Source organism: Sphingomonas eleionomae (genome assembly GCF_049889035.1).
Classification (GTDB): domain Bacteria; phylum Pseudomonadota; class Alphaproteobacteria; order Sphingomonadales; family Sphingomonadaceae; genus Sphingomonas.
Genome location: NZ_JBLTWP010000001.1, coordinates 469,138 through 484,484 on the forward strand (window position 1 = coordinate 469,138; position 15,347 = coordinate 484,484).

The 15,347-nt window shown below is 65.4% G+C and carries 17 protein-coding genes; 8 read left to right on the forward strand and 9 right to left on the reverse strand.

The window, feature by feature from the left end; genetic code table 11:
- Positions 1 to 25 precede the first annotated feature (25 nt).
- Genes ACNI3Q_RS02195 through ACNI3Q_RS02220 form a run of 6 tightly spaced genes read right to left on the reverse strand, consistent with a single transcriptional unit; the run spans position 26 to position 4,327 of the window.
- On the reverse strand, positions 26 to 298 hold the full coding sequence (locus ACNI3Q_RS02195; protein ID WP_260019332.1) for an HPr family phosphocarrier protein: 273 nt from the start codon (positions 296 to 298) through the stop codon (positions 26 to 28).
- Positions 295 to 702 (reverse strand): PTS sugar transporter subunit IIA, encoded by a 408-nt coding sequence (locus tag ACNI3Q_RS02200; RefSeq protein WP_260019333.1) that lies wholly within the window; start codon positions 700 to 702, stop codon positions 295 to 297. The genes ACNI3Q_RS02195 and ACNI3Q_RS02200 overlap by 4 nt, the downstream gene beginning before the upstream one ends.
- The gene (gene rapZ, locus ACNI3Q_RS02205) at positions 699 to 1,637 is read right to left on the reverse strand and encodes an RNase adapter RapZ (protein WP_426273781.1); all 939 of its coding nucleotides are present in this window, start codon (positions 1,635 to 1,637) and stop codon (positions 699 to 701) included. Before rapZ ends, ACNI3Q_RS02200 begins: the two co-directional genes overlap by 4 nt.
- Entirely contained in the window at positions 1,634 to 2,065 is a 432-nt protein-coding gene (locus ACNI3Q_RS02210) for an HPr kinase/phosphorylase (RefSeq protein ID WP_426273783.1), read from the reverse strand. The genes rapZ and ACNI3Q_RS02210 overlap by 4 nt, the downstream gene beginning before the upstream one ends.
- A complete protein-coding gene (locus tag ACNI3Q_RS02215; protein ID WP_426273785.1) occupies positions 2,062 to 3,621 on the reverse strand; it encodes a sensor histidine kinase in 1,560 nt (519 codons plus the stop codon). Before ACNI3Q_RS02215 ends, ACNI3Q_RS02210 begins: the two co-directional genes overlap by 4 nt.
- Positions 3,608 to 4,327 carry a response regulator gene (locus tag ACNI3Q_RS02220; protein WP_426273787.1) on the reverse strand — a complete coding sequence of 240 codons (720 nt, stop codon included), beginning with the start codon at positions 4,325 to 4,327 and terminating at the stop codon, positions 3,608 to 3,610. The genes ACNI3Q_RS02215 and ACNI3Q_RS02220 overlap by 14 nt, the downstream gene beginning before the upstream one ends.
- A gap of 186 nt (positions 4,328 to 4,513) precedes the next feature.
- Between ACNI3Q_RS02220 and ACNI3Q_RS02225 the strand changes: the two genes are divergently transcribed.
- The 3 genes from ACNI3Q_RS02225 (at position 4,514) to ACNI3Q_RS02235 (ending at position 7,721) form a co-directional block, all read left to right on the forward strand.
- The gene (locus tag ACNI3Q_RS02225; RefSeq protein WP_426273789.1) at positions 4,514 to 6,124 is read left to right on the forward strand and encodes a phosphoenolpyruvate carboxykinase; all 1,611 of its coding nucleotides are present in this window, start codon (positions 4,514 to 4,516) and stop codon (positions 6,122 to 6,124) included.
- Between the two features lie 137 nt (positions 6,125 to 6,261).
- The gene (locus tag ACNI3Q_RS02230) at positions 6,262 to 6,582 is read left to right on the forward strand and encodes a hypothetical protein (protein ID WP_426273791.1); all 321 of its coding nucleotides are present in this window, start codon (positions 6,262 to 6,264) and stop codon (positions 6,580 to 6,582) included.
- A 53-nt stretch (positions 6,583 to 6,635) separates the two neighbouring features.
- The gene (locus ACNI3Q_RS02235) at positions 6,636 to 7,721 is read left to right on the forward strand and encodes a mechanosensitive ion channel family protein (RefSeq protein WP_426273793.1); all 1,086 of its coding nucleotides are present in this window, start codon (positions 6,636 to 6,638) and stop codon (positions 7,719 to 7,721) included.
- Here the strand turns inward: ACNI3Q_RS02235 and ACNI3Q_RS02240 are convergent.
- Genes ACNI3Q_RS02240 through ACNI3Q_RS02250 form a run of 3 tightly spaced genes read right to left on the reverse strand, consistent with a single transcriptional unit; the run spans position 7,713 to position 10,998 of the window.
- Positions 7,713 to 9,530, reverse strand: a complete 1,818-nt coding sequence (locus ACNI3Q_RS02240; protein ID WP_426273795.1) for a DUF885 domain-containing protein — start codon at positions 9,528 to 9,530, stop codon at positions 7,713 to 7,715. The two genes, ACNI3Q_RS02235 and ACNI3Q_RS02240, sit on opposite strands and share 9 nt — an antisense overlap.
- A 10-nt stretch (positions 9,531 to 9,540) precedes the next feature.
- Positions 9,541 to 10,008, reverse strand: coding sequence for an NfeD family protein (locus ACNI3Q_RS02245; RefSeq protein ID WP_426273797.1), 468 nt, complete (start codon positions 10,006 to 10,008; stop codon positions 9,541 to 9,543).
- A 6-nt stretch (positions 10,009 to 10,014) separates the two neighbouring features.
- The gene (locus ACNI3Q_RS02250; RefSeq protein ID WP_426273799.1) at positions 10,015 to 10,998 is read right to left on the reverse strand and encodes an SPFH domain-containing protein; all 984 of its coding nucleotides are present in this window, start codon (positions 10,996 to 10,998) and stop codon (positions 10,015 to 10,017) included.
- A gap of 49 nt (positions 10,999 to 11,047) precedes the next feature.
- Here ACNI3Q_RS02250 and ACNI3Q_RS02255 point away from each other — a divergent pair, with 49 nt between their 5' ends.
- The 5 genes from ACNI3Q_RS02255 (at position 11,048) to ACNI3Q_RS02275 (ending at position 15,335) form a co-directional block, all read left to right on the forward strand.
- Positions 11,048 to 11,872: an HpcH/HpaI aldolase/citrate lyase family protein gene (locus ACNI3Q_RS02255; RefSeq protein ID WP_426273801.1), complete on the forward strand. Its 825-nt coding sequence runs from the start codon at positions 11,048 to 11,050 to the stop codon at positions 11,870 to 11,872.
- Positions 11,873 to 11,933: 61 nt separating this feature from the next.
- Entirely contained in the window at positions 11,934 to 13,391 is a 1,458-nt protein-coding gene (guaB, locus tag ACNI3Q_RS02260; protein WP_426273803.1) for an IMP dehydrogenase, read from the forward strand.
- Between the two features lie 33 nt (positions 13,392 to 13,424).
- Positions 13,425 to 13,595, forward strand: coding sequence for a hypothetical protein (locus tag ACNI3Q_RS02265; protein WP_426273805.1), 171 nt, complete (start codon positions 13,425 to 13,427; stop codon positions 13,593 to 13,595).
- Positions 13,592 to 14,782 (forward strand): RsmB/NOP family class I SAM-dependent RNA methyltransferase, encoded by a 1,191-nt coding sequence (locus ACNI3Q_RS02270; RefSeq protein ID WP_426273807.1) that lies wholly within the window; start codon positions 13,592 to 13,594, stop codon positions 14,780 to 14,782. Before ACNI3Q_RS02265 ends, ACNI3Q_RS02270 begins: the two co-directional genes overlap by 4 nt.
- A 4-nt stretch (positions 14,783 to 14,786) precedes the next feature.
- Positions 14,787 to 15,335, forward strand: a complete 549-nt coding sequence (locus ACNI3Q_RS02275; protein WP_426273809.1) for a hypothetical protein — start codon at positions 14,787 to 14,789, stop codon at positions 15,333 to 15,335.
- Positions 15,336 to 15,347: the final 12 nt, after the last annotated feature.

Below are 15,347 nucleotides of genomic sequence, written 5' to 3' on the forward strand. Positions count from 1 at the left end.
AAGGCGGCAAAAGTCGAGCCGCGCCCTAATCCTCGCCGAACTTGTCCTCGACCAGTGCGGCCATGGCGGCCACCGTCGCCTCTGCGTCCGGCCCTTCGGCACTGATGGTGATGGTATCGCCCTTTGCTGCGCCCAGCATCATCAGCCCCATGATCGAGGTGCCGGTGACGCTGGACCCGTCCTTTTCCACCTCGACCTGAGCGTCCTGAGATGCGGCGAGGGTCACGAATTTTGCGCTGGCCCTGGCGTGCAGGCCGCGGCGGTTGGTGATGGTGACGGTGCGGCTCACCCGGCTCATGCAGCAGCTTCGCCCAGCACTTCAGATGCCACGGAGATGTATTTCCGTCCGGCCTCGCGCGCGGCGGCGACAGCGTCGGCCACCTTCATCGCCTTGCGCGCACCGCCAAGCCGGATCAGCATCGGCAGGTTGATGCCGGCAATGACTTCGATCCGACCCTGCTCCATCAGGGAGATGGCGAGGTTCGACGGGGTGCCGCCGAACAGGTCGGTCAGGACAATTACACCCTTGCCCGCGTCGACGGTTTCGATCGCCCGGGCGATATCCGCCCGGCGTTCCTCCATGTCGTCATCCGGCCCGATCGAGATCGGGACGATCCGTTCCTGGACCCCCACGACATGTTCCATTGCCATGACGAATTCTTCGGCCAGCCGCCCATGCGTTACGAGTACTAAACCGATCATGATGCAGCATTTCCGTCCATTGACTGGTCCGTTGGCGATCCTTCGAGCGAGTCCTGCGGCGCGGCGCCAAGATCGCGATGCGCCAAGGTGAGCGAAAAACCCTCTGCGCGCAACCGTTTCGCCAGCCGCTCGGCAACATGAACCGACCGGTGTCTTCCCCCGGTACACCCGATGGCGATGGTGACATAGGCCTTGCCCTCCGCCCGGTAGCGGGGGATCAGCATCAGCAACAGCCCTTCGATCCGCTCCATCGCCTCGGCATAGGCGGGATCGCCCGCGACATAGGCGCTGACCGGTTCGTCCTGCCCGGTGCCGGGCCGAAGATCGGGGACCCAGTGCGGATTGCTCAGGAACCGCATGTCGAACACCAGGTCGGCATTGCGGGGCAGGCCGCGCGCAAAGCCGAACGAAAGAATGGTCACAACCGGCTCGCCCTCGCCCGGCCCGGCAAAGGATCGACGGATTTCGGCGGCAAGGTCATTTGCCCGCATTTCCGTCGTGTCGATCAGCCGGTTCGCCCAGCGCCGGATGGGCGCCAGCAATTCGCGTTCGCGGGCGATGCCGTCGGGGGCAGGGCGGTCCAGCGCCAGCGGGTGGCGCCGCCGCGTTTCGGAATAGCGCCGCTCCAGCTCCCCCCCGGCGCAATCCAGGAACAGAGTGCCGATATCGTGACCATGGGTCTCGCTCAGCTTCTTGATCCGCCTGACGATTGCCTCGGCATCGAATCCGCGCGTCATCGCACCGATGCCAATGGCCAGTGGCCGTTCGTTCGACCCATCGGGAAGAGCCGTTGCCATCAGCCGGTCGAGCAGCAGTAGCGGCAGGTTGTCGACCACCTCCCAGCCCAGATCTTCCAGTGTCCGCAGAACGGTCGATTTACCGGCACCCGACATGCCGGTGACCAGCAGGATGCGGGTCGGCGCGTGACCGGTCATTGTGCGGCAATCAGCTGACGGACAGCGAGTTCGACCTTGATCGGTGCAGATTGTTCGAAGGGATTGAGCACCAGCACGGGCAATGTCGTACCCAGCAGATGTCGCCGATTTTCATCGGGCAGGCGTGGCGGCTGGGCATGCAGCTGGACGGTCATCGCAACGGGAACGCCCGCGACGAATGGCATTTCGACAATGCCGACCCCGCGAACCTCGATCCGGCCGGCAATCCTGTCCGGCGCCGATGCCATCACCTGTCCGTCGCGCCGCTGCACCAGCGTGTAATCGTCGCTGACCAGAGCAGCGCCCCGATCGATCAGGCGGAGCGCAAGGTCCGATTTGCCGGAACCGGACGCGCCCTCGATCAGCACGGCTTGCCCCTGAATGGCGATGCAGGTGGCGTGGATGGTTTCCGATGATAGCTGGTTCATGCTGCCCTGTTCACCGGCAACCGGACGGTGAAACGCGCCCCCGATTGCCGATCCATACGCGATTCGACCCCGATCATGCCCTGATGTCCTTCGACAATCGTACGCGCAATGGCAAGTCCCAGGCCCGAATGGGTGCCAAAGGCTTCGCCGCCCGGCCGGACGGTGTGAAAACGGCGGAAAACGGCCTCTCGCTCGCTTTCCGGGACGCCGGGGCCGTTATCCTCCACGGCGACGCATGCCATGTCGTCGATGACGTCAATGGTGATCGAGATGGTGCCGCCCTCGGGCGAAAAGGACACGGCATTGTCGATCAGATTTTCGAACACCCGCTCCAGCCGGGTGCCGTCGCCCATGACTACGGCCCGGTCGCCCGCGTGCGATTCCAGCGCGATGCGGATGCCGTGGGGCAGGCCGCGGGTGCGATGACCGTCGACCAGATGCGCGATCAGGCTGGTCAGCGAAATCGGCTCGAACTGCGTGCGGCTGAGCTGGGCATCCAGGCGCGAGGCATCGGAAATATCGGTGATTAGCCGATCGAGCCGCAACACATCGTCGCGGATGATCGCGATCAGCCGTTCCTGAAGCGCCGGATCGCGTACCGTCGCCAGACTGTCCACGGCGGAACGAAGCGAGGCAAGCGGGTTCTTGATCTCATGCGTCACATCGGCGGCGAAACTCTCGGTCGCGTCGATCCGGGCGGTCAGGGCCTGGCTCATGTCCGACAGGGCGCGGGCAAGCATCCCGATCTCGTCCCGCCGGCTGGGCAGGCGCGGAACCACGACTCCGCGTGCCCGGCCCAGCCGCACGCGCACCGCCGCCACGGCAAGCCGACGCATCGGCCGCACGATGGTGCGGGCGAGAAACAGGGACAGCAGGATCGACACCAGCGTGACGACCAGCAGCACCATGGACAGGCGGAACCGTTCGACCCGGACGGTCCGGGTAATCTCCAGCGCGTTGACCGAACTCAGCACGGCGCCCCCCCGGGCGAGAGGCGCTGCGGCAGTGATAACCACGGTTCGGTCGGGCGCGCGCCATGCCGATGCGGCGGGCCGTCCCTTGCGGATCGCTGAGGCGACATCCGGCCAGTCCAAGCCTCGATCAGCGGCGCGTTCGCGGTACAGCGGCGCGCGCGCAGTGCCGACCACGGTGTCGATCATGGCATCCAGAAACCGCGCCGCATCCTGTTGCCACGGATCCTTGTCCGGATCGCGCAGCTGGAAATTGCGGATGCCAAGCACCCGGCTGTCGTCGGACAGCATCCCGCCCGGCTGATAGACACGAATGCGGGCGCCGGACACTCTGGCCAAGGCAGCAACCGCCGCTGCGCGCCCGCCGGCATCCGGTGTCCGGTCCAGCGCCTCTGCGACTAGGGCGATTTCATGCTCGGCCCGTTCGATGCGCCCGTCGATGATGCGGGCCCGATAGGTGTCGAGGTAGAAAAACCCCCCCGCCAACAGCGCCAGGGCAAAGATGTTGACCGCCAGGATGCGCGGGGTCAGCGAAATCCGGCCCGACCAGCGGAGCGACAGATCGCGGTCGTCACTCGTCGGCAAAACGATAACCCGCCCCGTACAGCGTCTTGATCGAATCGAACTCGGGATCGACTTCCCGGAACTTGCGCCTCACCCGCTTGATGTGGCTGTCGATGGTGCGGTCGTCGACGTAGATGTCGTCCTGATACGCGGCGTCCATCAACTGGTTGCGCGTCTTGACGATCCCGGGCCGCTGAGCGAGCGTTTCAAGGATCAGGAATTCCGTCACCGTCAGCGTCACCGGGCGATCATCCCAGGTGACGCTGTGCCGCGCCGGGTCCATGGACAGGCGGCCGCGCACCAGCACCGGCGCGCTTTCAGCCCCGCCATCCTGCTCACCATCGCCGGCGTTGCCGCGCGCCAGATCGGCCCGGCGCAGGATCGCGCGGATGCGGGCGATCAGCAATCGCTGGCTGAACGGTTTGGCGATGTAATCATCCGCGCCAAGGGCGAGGCCGAGCGCCTCGTCCAGCTCGTCATCCTTGGACGTCAGGAAGATGACCGGCAACTTCGTCTTTTCGCGCAGCCGGCGCAGCAACTCCAGCCCGTCCATGCGCGGCATCTTGATGTCCAGAACGGCAAGGTCCGGCGGATTGTCGATCAGCGCCTTCAACGCGGAATCGCCGTCCGAATAGACCCGCGTCACGAACCCTTCGGCCTGAAGCGCGATCGATACCGACGTCAGGATGTTGCGGTCATCATCCACCAGCGCGATGGTCGCACTCATCCGGCACTCCTTGTCTGCGTTCCCGAACGACTGACTAGGGCAAAGCAGCGCAGGCCTCAACTGACAGACCCTGTTCCCGAACCGGAACAGCTTGCGGGGTTTGACCGGAGCGCAATCAGCGGCTAACCGGACGCCATCTGAATACGTATGCAGCGATGCCGCCCAAGCAGGTTCGGGAGATGATGAATGACGCAGCGCACGCCGATTGCCGGGCTGGCCCGGACAGGGATTGAAACCCGGGCACAGGTTCACTGGAACCTGCTGACCCCCGCGTTGGTCGAGCACGCCCTGCGTCGCGGCGAGGGCAGGCTCGCCGACGGCGGCGCGCTGGTCGTCGAAACCGGCAAGCACACCGGGCGTTCGGCCAAGGACAAGTTCATTGTGCGCGATGCGATGACGGAAACCACCATCTGGTGGGGCAAATCGAATGTCGCGATGGACCCCGCGCATTTCGCGGCGCTGAAGGCCGATTTCATGGCCGCGTTGAGCCAGCGGGACACCCTGTTCGTGCAGGACCTGTATGGCGGATCACAGCCGGAGCACCGCGTCAATGTGCGCGTGATCAACGAGCTTGCCTGGCACAGCCAGTTCATCCGCACCATGCTGGTCCGCCCCGAAGAGGATGCGCTGAAGGGGTTCGAGCCGGAATATACCATCATCGACCTGCCCAGCTTTCGTGCTGACCCGGCGCGCCATGGCACGCGGTCGGAAACGGTCATCGCGGTCAACCTGACCGAAAAGCTGATCCTGATCGGCGGCACGGCCTATGCCGGCGAAATGAAGAAGAGCGTCTTTGGCCTGCTCAATTACCTGTTGCCGGAACAGGGCATCATGCCGATGCACTGTTCGGCCAACATGGCCCATGACGGTACCAATACGGCGGTGTTTTTCGGCCTGTCGGGCACGGGCAAGACAACGCTGTCGGCCGATGCCAGCCGGACGCTGATCGGCGATGACGAACATGGCTGGTCCGACACCGCCGTCTTCAATTTCGAAGGGGGCTGTTACGCCAAGATGATCCGGCTGTCCGCCGAAGCGGAACCGGAAATCCATGCCACGACGCGGCGGTTCGGCACGGTGCTGGAAAATGTCGTAATGGACGATGCAACGCGTCAGCTAGACCTGGACAACAACAGCCTGGCTGAAAATACCCGCGGTGCCTATCCGATCAATTTCATTCCTAATGCCTCGCCGGACAATATGGGGCCGGTGCCGCGCAACATCGTCATGCTGACCGCCGATGCCTATGGCGTGCTGCCCCCCATCGCGCGGCTGACGCCGGAACAGGCCATGTATCATTTCCTGTCCGGCTATACGGCGCGGGTCGCGGGGACGGAAATCGGGGTGACGGAGCCAGAAGCGACGTTTTCCACCTGTTTCGGTGCGCCGTTCATGCCGCGTCACCCCAGCGTTTACGGCAATCTGCTGAAGGAGCGGATTGCGCGCGGCGGCGTCGCCTGCTGGCTGGTCAACACCGGCTGGACTGGCGGCAAGCATGGCGTCGGCAGCCGGATGCCGATCAAGGCGACACGGGCACTGCTCAACGCTGCGCTGGACGGCAGCTTGAACGACGCAGTGTTCCGGACCGATCCCAATTTCGGGTTCAAGGTGCCGGTGGCGGTGCCGGGGGTCGACAGTGCGATCCTGGATCCGCGGGCAACCTGGGCGGACAAGGCCGATTACGATGCCACGGCCGCGCGGCTGGTCGATCTGTTCAATGACAATTTCGCGCAGTTCGCGGATCATGTGGACGAGGGTGTGCGCAAGGCCGCGCCGATGGTGACGGTGGCCGGCTGAACCCGCTGGCCCGGCCCGGAAGGGCAAGGCAGGGATTTCCCGCGGAGGTTCCTGCCGCCGTTCCGGCACCATGATTGATCGCTCGCCATTGCATGGGCGTAATGGTAGAACCCAAGCGATCAGCGATGGAGCGACTCATGGACCTGAATGCGATCCTCAATCAATTCGCCGGCAACGACGCCACCATCGAAAATCTGGGCCAAAAGCTGGGCCTTTCGCCGGAGCATGTGCAGGCCGCAGTGGCGGCGCTGGCGAAATTCCATCCCATGGACGTGAACACTGCCGAGGGTGCGGCAGCGGAGACCGGACTGCCGGTCGACACGCTGAACCAGATCATCGGCCAGATCGGTGGCGAGGGGTCGCTTGGCCGCTTTGCGCAGGTGCTGGGCGATGACAAAAGCGGCGGCATCGGCGGGATGCTGGGCGATATTGCGGGCAATTTCTTCGGCAAGAAATAACGCTTTTCCGGCGGTTTTCGGGAACATGATCTGGCCCGGTCGGTTTGCCGGACATGGTTTCCCTGCTTGATACCGTGTCGCCCTGGGTCAGTGCGCTGATCCAGGCTGCGATCGCAATCTGTGCCGCACTGGTTGTGCATTTCGTCGTTTTTGCGATGGCAACGCGCCTGGCCGCACGGAATGCCAGCAGCATCGACGACCTGTATGTCGCGGCGGCGCGCGGGCCATCGCGCTGGCTGCTCATCGCGGTTGCGCTGGCTGGCGTCCGCCCGATCCTGTCGCTGTCCGACAGCGGGGATCAGCTCTGGCTGCTGGTCGCCGGCATGGCGATCCCTGCCATCATCGGGTGGATGGCCATCAACCTCATCCGCGCAACGGGGGAGGCGGTCGCCATCCGGGCGGACATCAGCGTCGCCGACAATCTTGCCGCCCGGCGCAAGCGGACGCGCAGCGCGATCCTGACCCGCATTGCGGTGTTCGTCGTCGGGTTTCTGACGCTGTGCCTGATGCTGCTGAGCATCCCGGGCGTGCGCAGTGTCGGCGTGACGCTGATGGCATCGGCGGGGCTTGCCGGGCTGGCGGTCGGCGCTGCGGCACAACCGCTGCTCAAGAACCTTATCGCTGGCATCCAGATGGCGTTTACTGAGCCGATCCGGATCGACGACGTGGTCATCATCGACGGAGAGTGGGGCCGGATCGAGGAAATCCGGCTGACCTATGTCGTGGTGGCCATATGGGACGAACGGCGACTGGTCGTGCCGGTGTCCCGGTTCCTGGACGACAGTTTCCAGAACTGGACCCGGAACAGCAGCCAGTTGCTGGGCACGGTCTTTTTCCACCTTGATCCGACCGCTGACATCGACCGCATCCGTGCGCGGTTCGAGGCGCTGGTCCGCGCCAATCCACGCTGGGACGGCAGGGCTCAGGGTCTGCAGGTGACGGAGATCCGCGTCGATGCCATCGAGGTGCGTGGCCTGGCCACCGCACGCGATGCCGGGACTGCGTTCGACCTGCGTTGTGACCTGCGCGAGGGGATGCTTGCCTTTCTGCGCGACGAGATGCCAGAGGCGCTGCCGCGGCGGCGGACGCTGATCGAGGGCGATTCGATCCTTGCCGCGGCTTCCCCCGCCTCAGGCTGAACGGCGCTGGATGTAGCGTTCGACGACCTTGTCCAGCACGGTCATCGGCACGCCGCCACCGGTCACCACCGCGTCGTTGAACGTCCGGAAATCGAACTTCGGCCCCAACGTCTGTTTCGCGTGATCGCGCAGCCGGTTGATATAGCTGTGCCCAACTTTGTACCCGCACGCCTGGCCCGGCCAGCTGCAATAGCGATCAACCTCGCCCCGCACTTCCTCGACGGTCGAACCATTGGTCGTGGCGAACCATTGGATCGCCTGATCGCGGGTCCATCGCTTGGCATGGATGCCGGTGTCGACCACCAGGCGGCACGCGCGAAAGCCCAGGCTTTGCAAATAGCCCAGCCGCATGACGGGATCGTCGGCATAATAGCCAAGCTCGTCCGCAAGCTGTTCGGCATACAGCGCCCATCCCTCGGAATAGGCGTTGAACCCCAGCATCGACCGGATCAGCGGCAGCTTGAAGGTATATTCGCCCTGCCACGCATGGCCGGGGATGCTTTCGTGAAACGCCAGATCGGGCAGGGCGTAGCGCGGCCAGATTTCGGTAGTGCGCAGGTTGATCCACAACCGGCCCGGCACCTTGCCGTCGATCGTGCCCGCGCCGCCATAGGCACCGGGTGCGCCCGGCTCCACCTCCGGGGCCATCCGCTTTACCTCGACCCGGCCGGGGGCCAGGACGGTGAACGCTTCCGGCATCTTGCGGCGCATGTCGGCGATGGACTTTTCGAGCAATGCGATGATCTGACGCCGGCCATCGTCATTGTCGGGGAACAGATATTTCGGATCCTTGCCCAGCGCGGTCATCCGTTCGCCCACGCTGCCGTCGCGATAGCCGATGGATTTCAGGATCGTATCCATCTGACCCTGAAGCTCGGCCAGCTGCACCTTGCCCATCTCGTGGATTTCGTCCGGGGTCAGGCGCGTGGTCGTCGCGGCGCTGAGCGCCCAGGCGTAATAGGCATCCCCTTCGGGCAGCTTCAACGCCCCCGCATCGCTGGTCGCGCGCGGCGCATGACTTTCCAGCTCGGCAAGCTGGCGGGCAAGGGCAGGGGCGATCCGCGCCCGCGCGATCGCTTCGGCGCGGGCGGCGTAATCGGCGTTCATCGACCCCGTCCGCCGGGCCAGGGATGACACGATGGTCCATTCCCTTGGATCGCCCTTTTGCGCGATTTTTAGCTGGTTGATCGCCTTGGCCAGGTTGAAGTCGGGCAGGATGACGCCGCGCCCGGCGGCATCGCGCAGCCGCTCGGTCTCCCCATCCAGCTGCCGGGCATAGCCGTCCAGCCGCGCCAGATACGCCTCTGCATCCCATGGCGTTTCGACGGTGTGGCTGTCGTCAAGGAATTGCGGCACATCCAGAAACGCGCCGACATTCTGCGCCACGACATAGGGCGAGTTGCGCCAGCCGCCAAAGGCGACATCGCCATAGGGAAAACGATATCCCGCCGCCGCGATCTCGTGCGCCGCCAGCGCGACCTCAAGATCGATGCGGGTCGCCTCGCTCAGCCGGCCCTCGTCCACCGCCTTCATCGCCGCGATCCGCTGGTCCACCGCGCCCGCAATGGCCCGGATGCCCTGTGGCGACTTGTCCGACATCCGCGCCTTCAGCGCCGCACGCTTGCCGGTATCGATGCCAAGCGAGGTGGCACCCTCCGGATTTTCCCTCAGGATCGCTTCAGTCGCGCCGTCGATCAGGGCGCGTGCCGCCGCATCGGCGTCGGTTGCCGCACTGGCATATCGCGGGACGATGGCGGCGCTGGCAAGGGTGGCAGTCGTGGTGAGCAGGCGGCGGCGATCAATCAGCAAGGCAGGGCACTCATTCAGATGCAGGTGGCGACAGGGTGGCGAGCGGCGCGATAACAAGCAAGCCGCCATCGACCCGTTCGATCCGCCCGCGCGCGCCAGCGGGCATATCCGGGCCGGTGGCGGGCCATTCGCCATCACCGACACGCACCCGGCCGCTACCCTGCGACAGCGGCTCCACGACCGTTACCGTCTGCCCCACCATGCGCGCAGCGCGGTCGTTCAGCAGCGGGTCGGCGCTGGCGACAGGCCAATCGCCATACCACCGCTTGCCGATCAGCACGGCGGCGGTCGTCCATCCCGCAAGGCCGATCAGCTGGCCGATGATGCCCAGATCCGGAAAGATCAGCGCCATGACACCGGTCAGCGCCGCACCCGCCGCCAGAAAGACCAGGAACGCCCCCGGCACGATCAGTTCGGCCAGGCCGAGCAGCGCCGCCAGGATCAGCCAGAGAAAGCCTTCATTCCCGTCGAAGCTCACCGCTGGTCACTCCTCGCCGGCAAAGGGGCTGATCCGCTTTCCGGCGGGCGGGGCCGGGGGCGCAGGGGGTTTGGCCGGGTTGCCCAGTGCCTCCTTGGCCAGTTCGCCAATGCCGCCCAGCGTGCCGATCAGCTGCGTGGCCTCGACCGGGAACAGGATCGTCTTGGCATTGGGGCTGGTGGCGAATTTGCCGACCGCCTCGACATATTTCTGTGCGATGAAATAGTTGAGCGACTGAACGCCGCCCTGTTCGATCGCCTGAGAGACGACCTGAGTGGCGGTGGCTTCGGCCTGCGCCGCGCGTTCACGGGCCTCCGCATCGCGGAATGCGGATTCGCGGCGTCCTTCGGCTTCCAGGATGCGGGCCTGTTTCTGGCCCTCGGCGCGCAGGATTTCGGATGCGCGCGTGCCTTCGGCCTCCAGGATGTTGGCGCGCTTTTCGCGTTCCGCTTTCATCTGGCGACCCATCGCGTTGACGATATCGGCGGGCGGCCGAATGTCCTTGATCTCGACGCGGGTGATCTTGACGCCCCATGGCGTCGTCGCATGATCGACCACCGCCAGCAGGCGCGCGTTGATCTCGTCCCGCTTGGACAGGGTTTCATCCAGGTCCATCGCCCCCATGACGGTGCGCAGGTTGGTCGTCGTCAGCTGAAGCAGGGCGACATACAGGTCGGATACTTCATAGGCAGCCTTGGCCGCATCGAGCACCTGAAAGAACACGACCCCGTCGGTCGAGATCATCGCATTGTCCTTTGTGATGATCTCCTGTCCCGGGATGTCGATCACCTGTTCCATCATGTTGATCTTGCGACCGACGCGATAGAAGAATGCCGGATACAGGTTGAACCCGGGCCGGGCGACATTGGTAAAGCGGCCGAAATGTTCGATCGTGTATTCATAGCCTTGGCGCACGATCTTGATACTGGCGAACAGATACATGATCACCAGCAGGACAAGCGCAAAGACGCCCGAAATCACCAAATCCATCGCACCACTCCCTCTGGCTTCCCGACGACAGGGCTAGCATAAGCAGGGCATGAGCACATCCGAAACCGCACCGCGATCCGTCCTGTTCCTGCCCGCCAACAATCCCCGCGCGATGGCAAAGGCACGCGAGCTGCCCGTGGATATGGTGGTGCTCGACCTTGAAGATGCGGTTAAGCCCGAAGACAAGGAAGCGGCGCGCCAGGCCGCACGCGATTGCCCCGGCTTTCCCGGCAAACTGTTCGGCATCCGCGTCAATTCGCGCGAAAGCGATCAGCATGACGATGACCTGAAGGCGGTGCGCAAATCGGCGGCGACCCATGTCATTGTGCCGAAAGTGGAACAGCCCGAAACCGTCATCCTCGCCAGCAGCTCTGCGCGCCGCCCTGCGCTGGCGATGATCGAAACGGCCGCGGGGGCCATGAATGTCGGGCCGATCGCCTCAGTTTCCGGCTGGGGGTATTCGATTGCGGGGCTGATTGCCGGGACCAACGACTTGGCCGCATCGCTGCGCCTGCCGCCACAGGCCGGGCGGGCCGCGATGACGACCGCCTTGCAGCTGATCGTCCTTGCCGCGCGCGGCCGCGACATCTGGGCCATCGATGGCGTGTTTAATCGCCTATCCGATCCCGACGGGCTGGCCGCCGAATGTGCCGAGGGGCGGATGCTGGGGTTCGATGGCAAATCGCTGATCCATCCCGGACAGGTCGATATCTGCCATCAGGCATTTGCCCCGACCGAGGCGGAAATCGAGGGCGCAAGACAGCTGATCGCCGCCTTTACCGGCGGTGCGCAGCGGCATGAAGATGCGATGATCGAGGGGATGCACGTCGACCGGGCGCGTGCGATGCTGACACGGGCGGGCCTGACCCCCTAGCCGAACCGGCGGGGTGCGGTTACATGGGCCGCCAATCCGCGATTCTACGGGAACGGCACTCATGGAAATCCCCCTTGGCCTGACATTCGACGATGTGCTGCTGGTTCCGGCGGAATCGGAGGTGCTGCCCAGCGGCGCCGACACCCGGACGCGCGTGTCGCGGGGCCTTGCCCTCAACATCCCGTTCCTGTCGTCGGCGATGGATACAGTGACCGAAAGCGACATGGCGATCGTGATGGCGCAGATGGGCGGCATCGGCGTGCTGCACCGCAATCTGACCGTTGAGGAACAGGTCGCCGCCGTGCGGGCCGTGAAACGGTTTGAAAGCGGCATGGTCGTCAATCCGATCACCATCGCCCCCGATGCCCCGCTGGCCGAGGCGCAGGCGCTGATGGCCCGCCACCGGATCAGCGGCATTCCCGTGGTGGAAAAATCCGGCCGCCTGGCCGGGATCCTGACCCACCGCGACACCCGCTTTGCGGAAAATCCCGGTCAGCCGGTCAGCGAGCTGATGACCAGTGACAATCTGGCCACCGTTTCCCCCGGCGTCAGTCAGGAGGAGGCGCGCCGTTTGCTGCACCAGCGGCGGATCGAAAAGCTGCTGGTCGTCGACGATGCGTATCACTGCATCGGCCTGATCACGGTCAAGGATATCGAAAAGGCCGTCACCTATCCCAGCGCGACCAAGGACGCGGCCGGGAGGCTGTGCGTTGCGGCCGCGACCACGGTCGGCGACAAGGGGTTCGAACGGACCGAGGCGCTGGTCGATGCCGAATGCGATGTAATCGTCATCGATACGGCGCACGGCCATAACCGCGAGGTCGCCCGTGCCGTCGAACGGGTGAAGCGGCTGTCCAATTCGGTTCAGGTCATTGCCGGCAACGTCGCCACCGCCGAGGCGACCCGCGCCCTGATCGGTGCCGGGGCCGACGGCGTGAAGGTGGGCATCGGCCCGGGCTCGATCTGCACAACGCGCGTCGTTGCTGGCGTTGGCGTGCCGCAGCTGACGGCGGTAATGGAATCGGCAAAGGCCGCGCGCGAGCATGACGTTCCCGTCATCGCCGATGGCGGTATCCGCACGTCGGGCGACGCCGCCAAGGCGCTGGCCGCCGGTGCGTCTGCCGTGATGATCGGGTCGTTGCTGGCCGGGACCGAGGAAGCGCCGGGCGAGACGTTCCTGTATCAGGGCCGGGCGTACAAGAGCTATCGCGGAATGGGCAGCGTCGGCGCGATGGCGCGCGGTTCGGCCGACCGCTATTTCCAGGCGGACATCAAGGATCAGATGAAGCTGGTGCCTGAAGGGATCGAGGGGCAGGTGCCGTTCAAGGGCCCGGCCAAGGACGTGATCCATCAGCTGGTCGGCGGGGTAAAGGCGGCGATGGGCTATACCGGCAGCCACACCATCCCCGAACTTCAGGAACGGGCACGGTTCGTGCGCATCACCAATGCGGGCCTACGCGAAAGCCATGTCCATGATGTCACCATCACGCGAGAGGCGCCCAATTATCCGACGCGCTGAGCCTTTGGCCGGGCGCCCGGACGGTCTGGCGCCATGACGGATTCCCAGAAGCTCTGGCTGATCGTTGCCCTAGCCGCGCTGTACATCGTGGTTCGCATCCGCCTGTTCCGCGTCCGCTGGGCACGGACCAAGGCGCGGCTGGCAGAGGAACAGGCCATGGAGGCGGAACAGGCGATGCAGGCGAAACAGGAGCATCAGCCATGACGCCGGGCGCGCGCGTTCAGGCGGCGATCGAACTGCTCGACGCCATCATCCTTGCCGCCCGCGATCAGGGCGCGTCCGCCGACGTGCTGATCGCCCGATACTTCGCGGGTCGCCGCTATGCCGGGTCAAAGGACCGGCGGGCGGTGCGCGAGCTGGTCTATGCGGCCATCCGGATGCTGGGGGACCGTCCGGCCAGTGGCCGCGCGGCGATGCTGGCGCTGGCCGAAAGCGATCCGGCGATTGCCGCGACGTTCGGTTCGGGCGGCCATGCCCCCGCTGCGCAGGAGGCGGATGACGTGCCCGCCACGCCCGGTGTCCTCCCCGATTGGCTGGCACAGCGGATGACGGATAGCGGCGTCGGCGCGGACGTGCAGGCATCGCTGCTGGACCGAGCCCCGCTGGATATCCGGGTCAATCCGCTGCGGTCGGATGTGGCGGCGGTCCGGTCGGCTTTTCCGGATGCGGCGGGCATTGACGGCCTGCCGCACGGCCTTCGTCTGCCCGCGGATACCCGCGTCGATCCCCACCCGCTGTATGAGGCAGGCGGATTCGAGATTCAGGACGCGGGCAGCCAGTGGGTGACGCTTGCCAGCGGGTTAATGCCCGGCATGACGGTCATCGACCTGTGTGCAGGGGGGGGCGGCAAGACGCTGGCGCTGGCGGCGATGATGGCGGGTCAGGGGCGGATCATCGCCAGCGATACCGATCGTGCCCGCCTGTCGCGTCTTGCCCCCCGCGCTGCCCGTGCGGGGGTGACGGGGATCGAGCCCGTTCTTATCAATCCAATGCGTGAGGCGGAGGGGCTGGCCGACTGGTCCGGCAGGGCGGATCATGTCCTGATCGACGCGCCTTGTTCCGGCACGGGCACATGGCGGCGTAATCCGGAGGCGCGCTGGCGATTGACGCCCGACCGACTCGTCCGGCTGGCGGAAACGCAGCAACGGTTGCTTGGGGTCGCCGCGCGGCTCGTCCGGCCGGGCGGGACGCTGACCTATATCGTCTGTTCGTTGCTCGATGCCGAGGGGCGGGATCAGGCGGAGGCCTTTCTGGCCGAGCATCCCGACTGGGCGGCGGTGGACCGGCCCATCCCGATCGGCACACCGCATGGCCCCGGCCTGCGGCTTGATCCCGCTACCCACTCGACGGACGGCTTTTTTGTCGTAACAATGGCGGCGAAAGCGAATTGAACCCATGGCTGCCCTGGAGACCGCAATGCGAGTAATCGCCGTTAGCACCGCCGCCGCGCTGACCGTCCTGTGCCTTGGCACGTCGCTGACCGCGCAGCGTCCGGACGATCAGGTCGATGCGAAGTCGCTGGCGCTGCTTGAACAGAGCCGCGCGGCAAAGGCGGCGGGCAATCTGGAATCAGCGGTGGACCTTGCCGAAACGGCGCTGGTGATCGATCCGCGCAACCGGGCGGCTTATGTGCAACTGGGCGATCTGGCGACCGCACGCGAATTGCCGGGCAAGGCGCTGGGCTTTTACCGGGATGCGCTGAACCTGGAGCCGACCGATGTATCGGCCCTGCGCGGGCAGGGCGAGGCGCTGGTCGCCAAGGGTGCGGTCAACCGGGCGCGCGAGACGCTGGCAAAGATCAAGACGATCTGTACCAAACAGTGCCCGGAGGCGACCCAGCTTGCCATTGCGATCGAAAAGGGGCCGCCTGCGATCCAGACCGCGGTGAAGAGCGATCCGCCAGTCACAGTCATCCCGGACAAGGTGCCGGAAGCCAATCCCTGACGCTGATCTGAA

Excerpts from the sequence above, each read along its gene's own strand:
- ACNI3Q_RS02195 (WP_260019332.1), bottom strand. The coding sequence starts at position 298 with ATGAGCCGGGTGAGCCGCACCGTCACCATCACCAACCGCCGCGGCCTG.
- ACNI3Q_RS02200 (WP_260019333.1), bottom strand. The coding sequence starts at position 702 with ATGATCGGTTTAGTACTCGTAACGCATGGGCGGCTGGCCGAAGAATTC.
- rapZ (WP_426273781.1), bottom strand. The coding sequence starts at position 1,637 with ATGACCGGTCACGCGCCGACCCGCATCCTGCTGGTCACCGGCATGTCG.
- ACNI3Q_RS02210 (WP_426273783.1), bottom strand. The coding sequence starts at position 2,065 with ATGAACCAGCTATCATCGGAAACCATCCACGCCACCTGCATCGCCATT.
- ACNI3Q_RS02220 (WP_426273787.1), bottom strand. The coding sequence starts at position 4,327 with ATGAGTGCGACCATCGCGCTGGTGGATGATGACCGCAACATCCTGACG.
- ACNI3Q_RS02225 (WP_426273789.1), top strand. The coding sequence starts at position 4,514 with ATGACGCAGCGCACGCCGATTGCCGGGCTGGCCCGGACAGGGATTGAA.
- ACNI3Q_RS02230 (WP_426273791.1), top strand. The coding sequence starts at position 6,262 with ATGGACCTGAATGCGATCCTCAATCAATTCGCCGGCAACGACGCCACC.
- ACNI3Q_RS02235 (WP_426273793.1), top strand. The coding sequence starts at position 6,636 with ATGGTTTCCCTGCTTGATACCGTGTCGCCCTGGGTCAGTGCGCTGATC.
- ACNI3Q_RS02250 (WP_426273799.1), bottom strand. The coding sequence starts at position 10,998 with ATGGATTTGGTGATTTCGGGCGTCTTTGCGCTTGTCCTGCTGGTGATC.
- ACNI3Q_RS02255 (WP_426273801.1), top strand. The coding sequence starts at position 11,048 with ATGAGCACATCCGAAACCGCACCGCGATCCGTCCTGTTCCTGCCCGCC.
- guaB (WP_426273803.1), top strand. The coding sequence starts at position 11,934 with ATGGAAATCCCCCTTGGCCTGACATTCGACGATGTGCTGCTGGTTCCG.
- ACNI3Q_RS02265 (WP_426273805.1), top strand. The coding sequence starts at position 13,425 with ATGACGGATTCCCAGAAGCTCTGGCTGATCGTTGCCCTAGCCGCGCTG.
- ACNI3Q_RS02270 (WP_426273807.1), top strand. The coding sequence starts at position 13,592 with ATGACGCCGGGCGCGCGCGTTCAGGCGGCGATCGAACTGCTCGACGCC.
- ACNI3Q_RS02275 (WP_426273809.1), top strand. The coding sequence starts at position 14,787 with ATGGCTGCCCTGGAGACCGCAATGCGAGTAATCGCCGTTAGCACCGCC.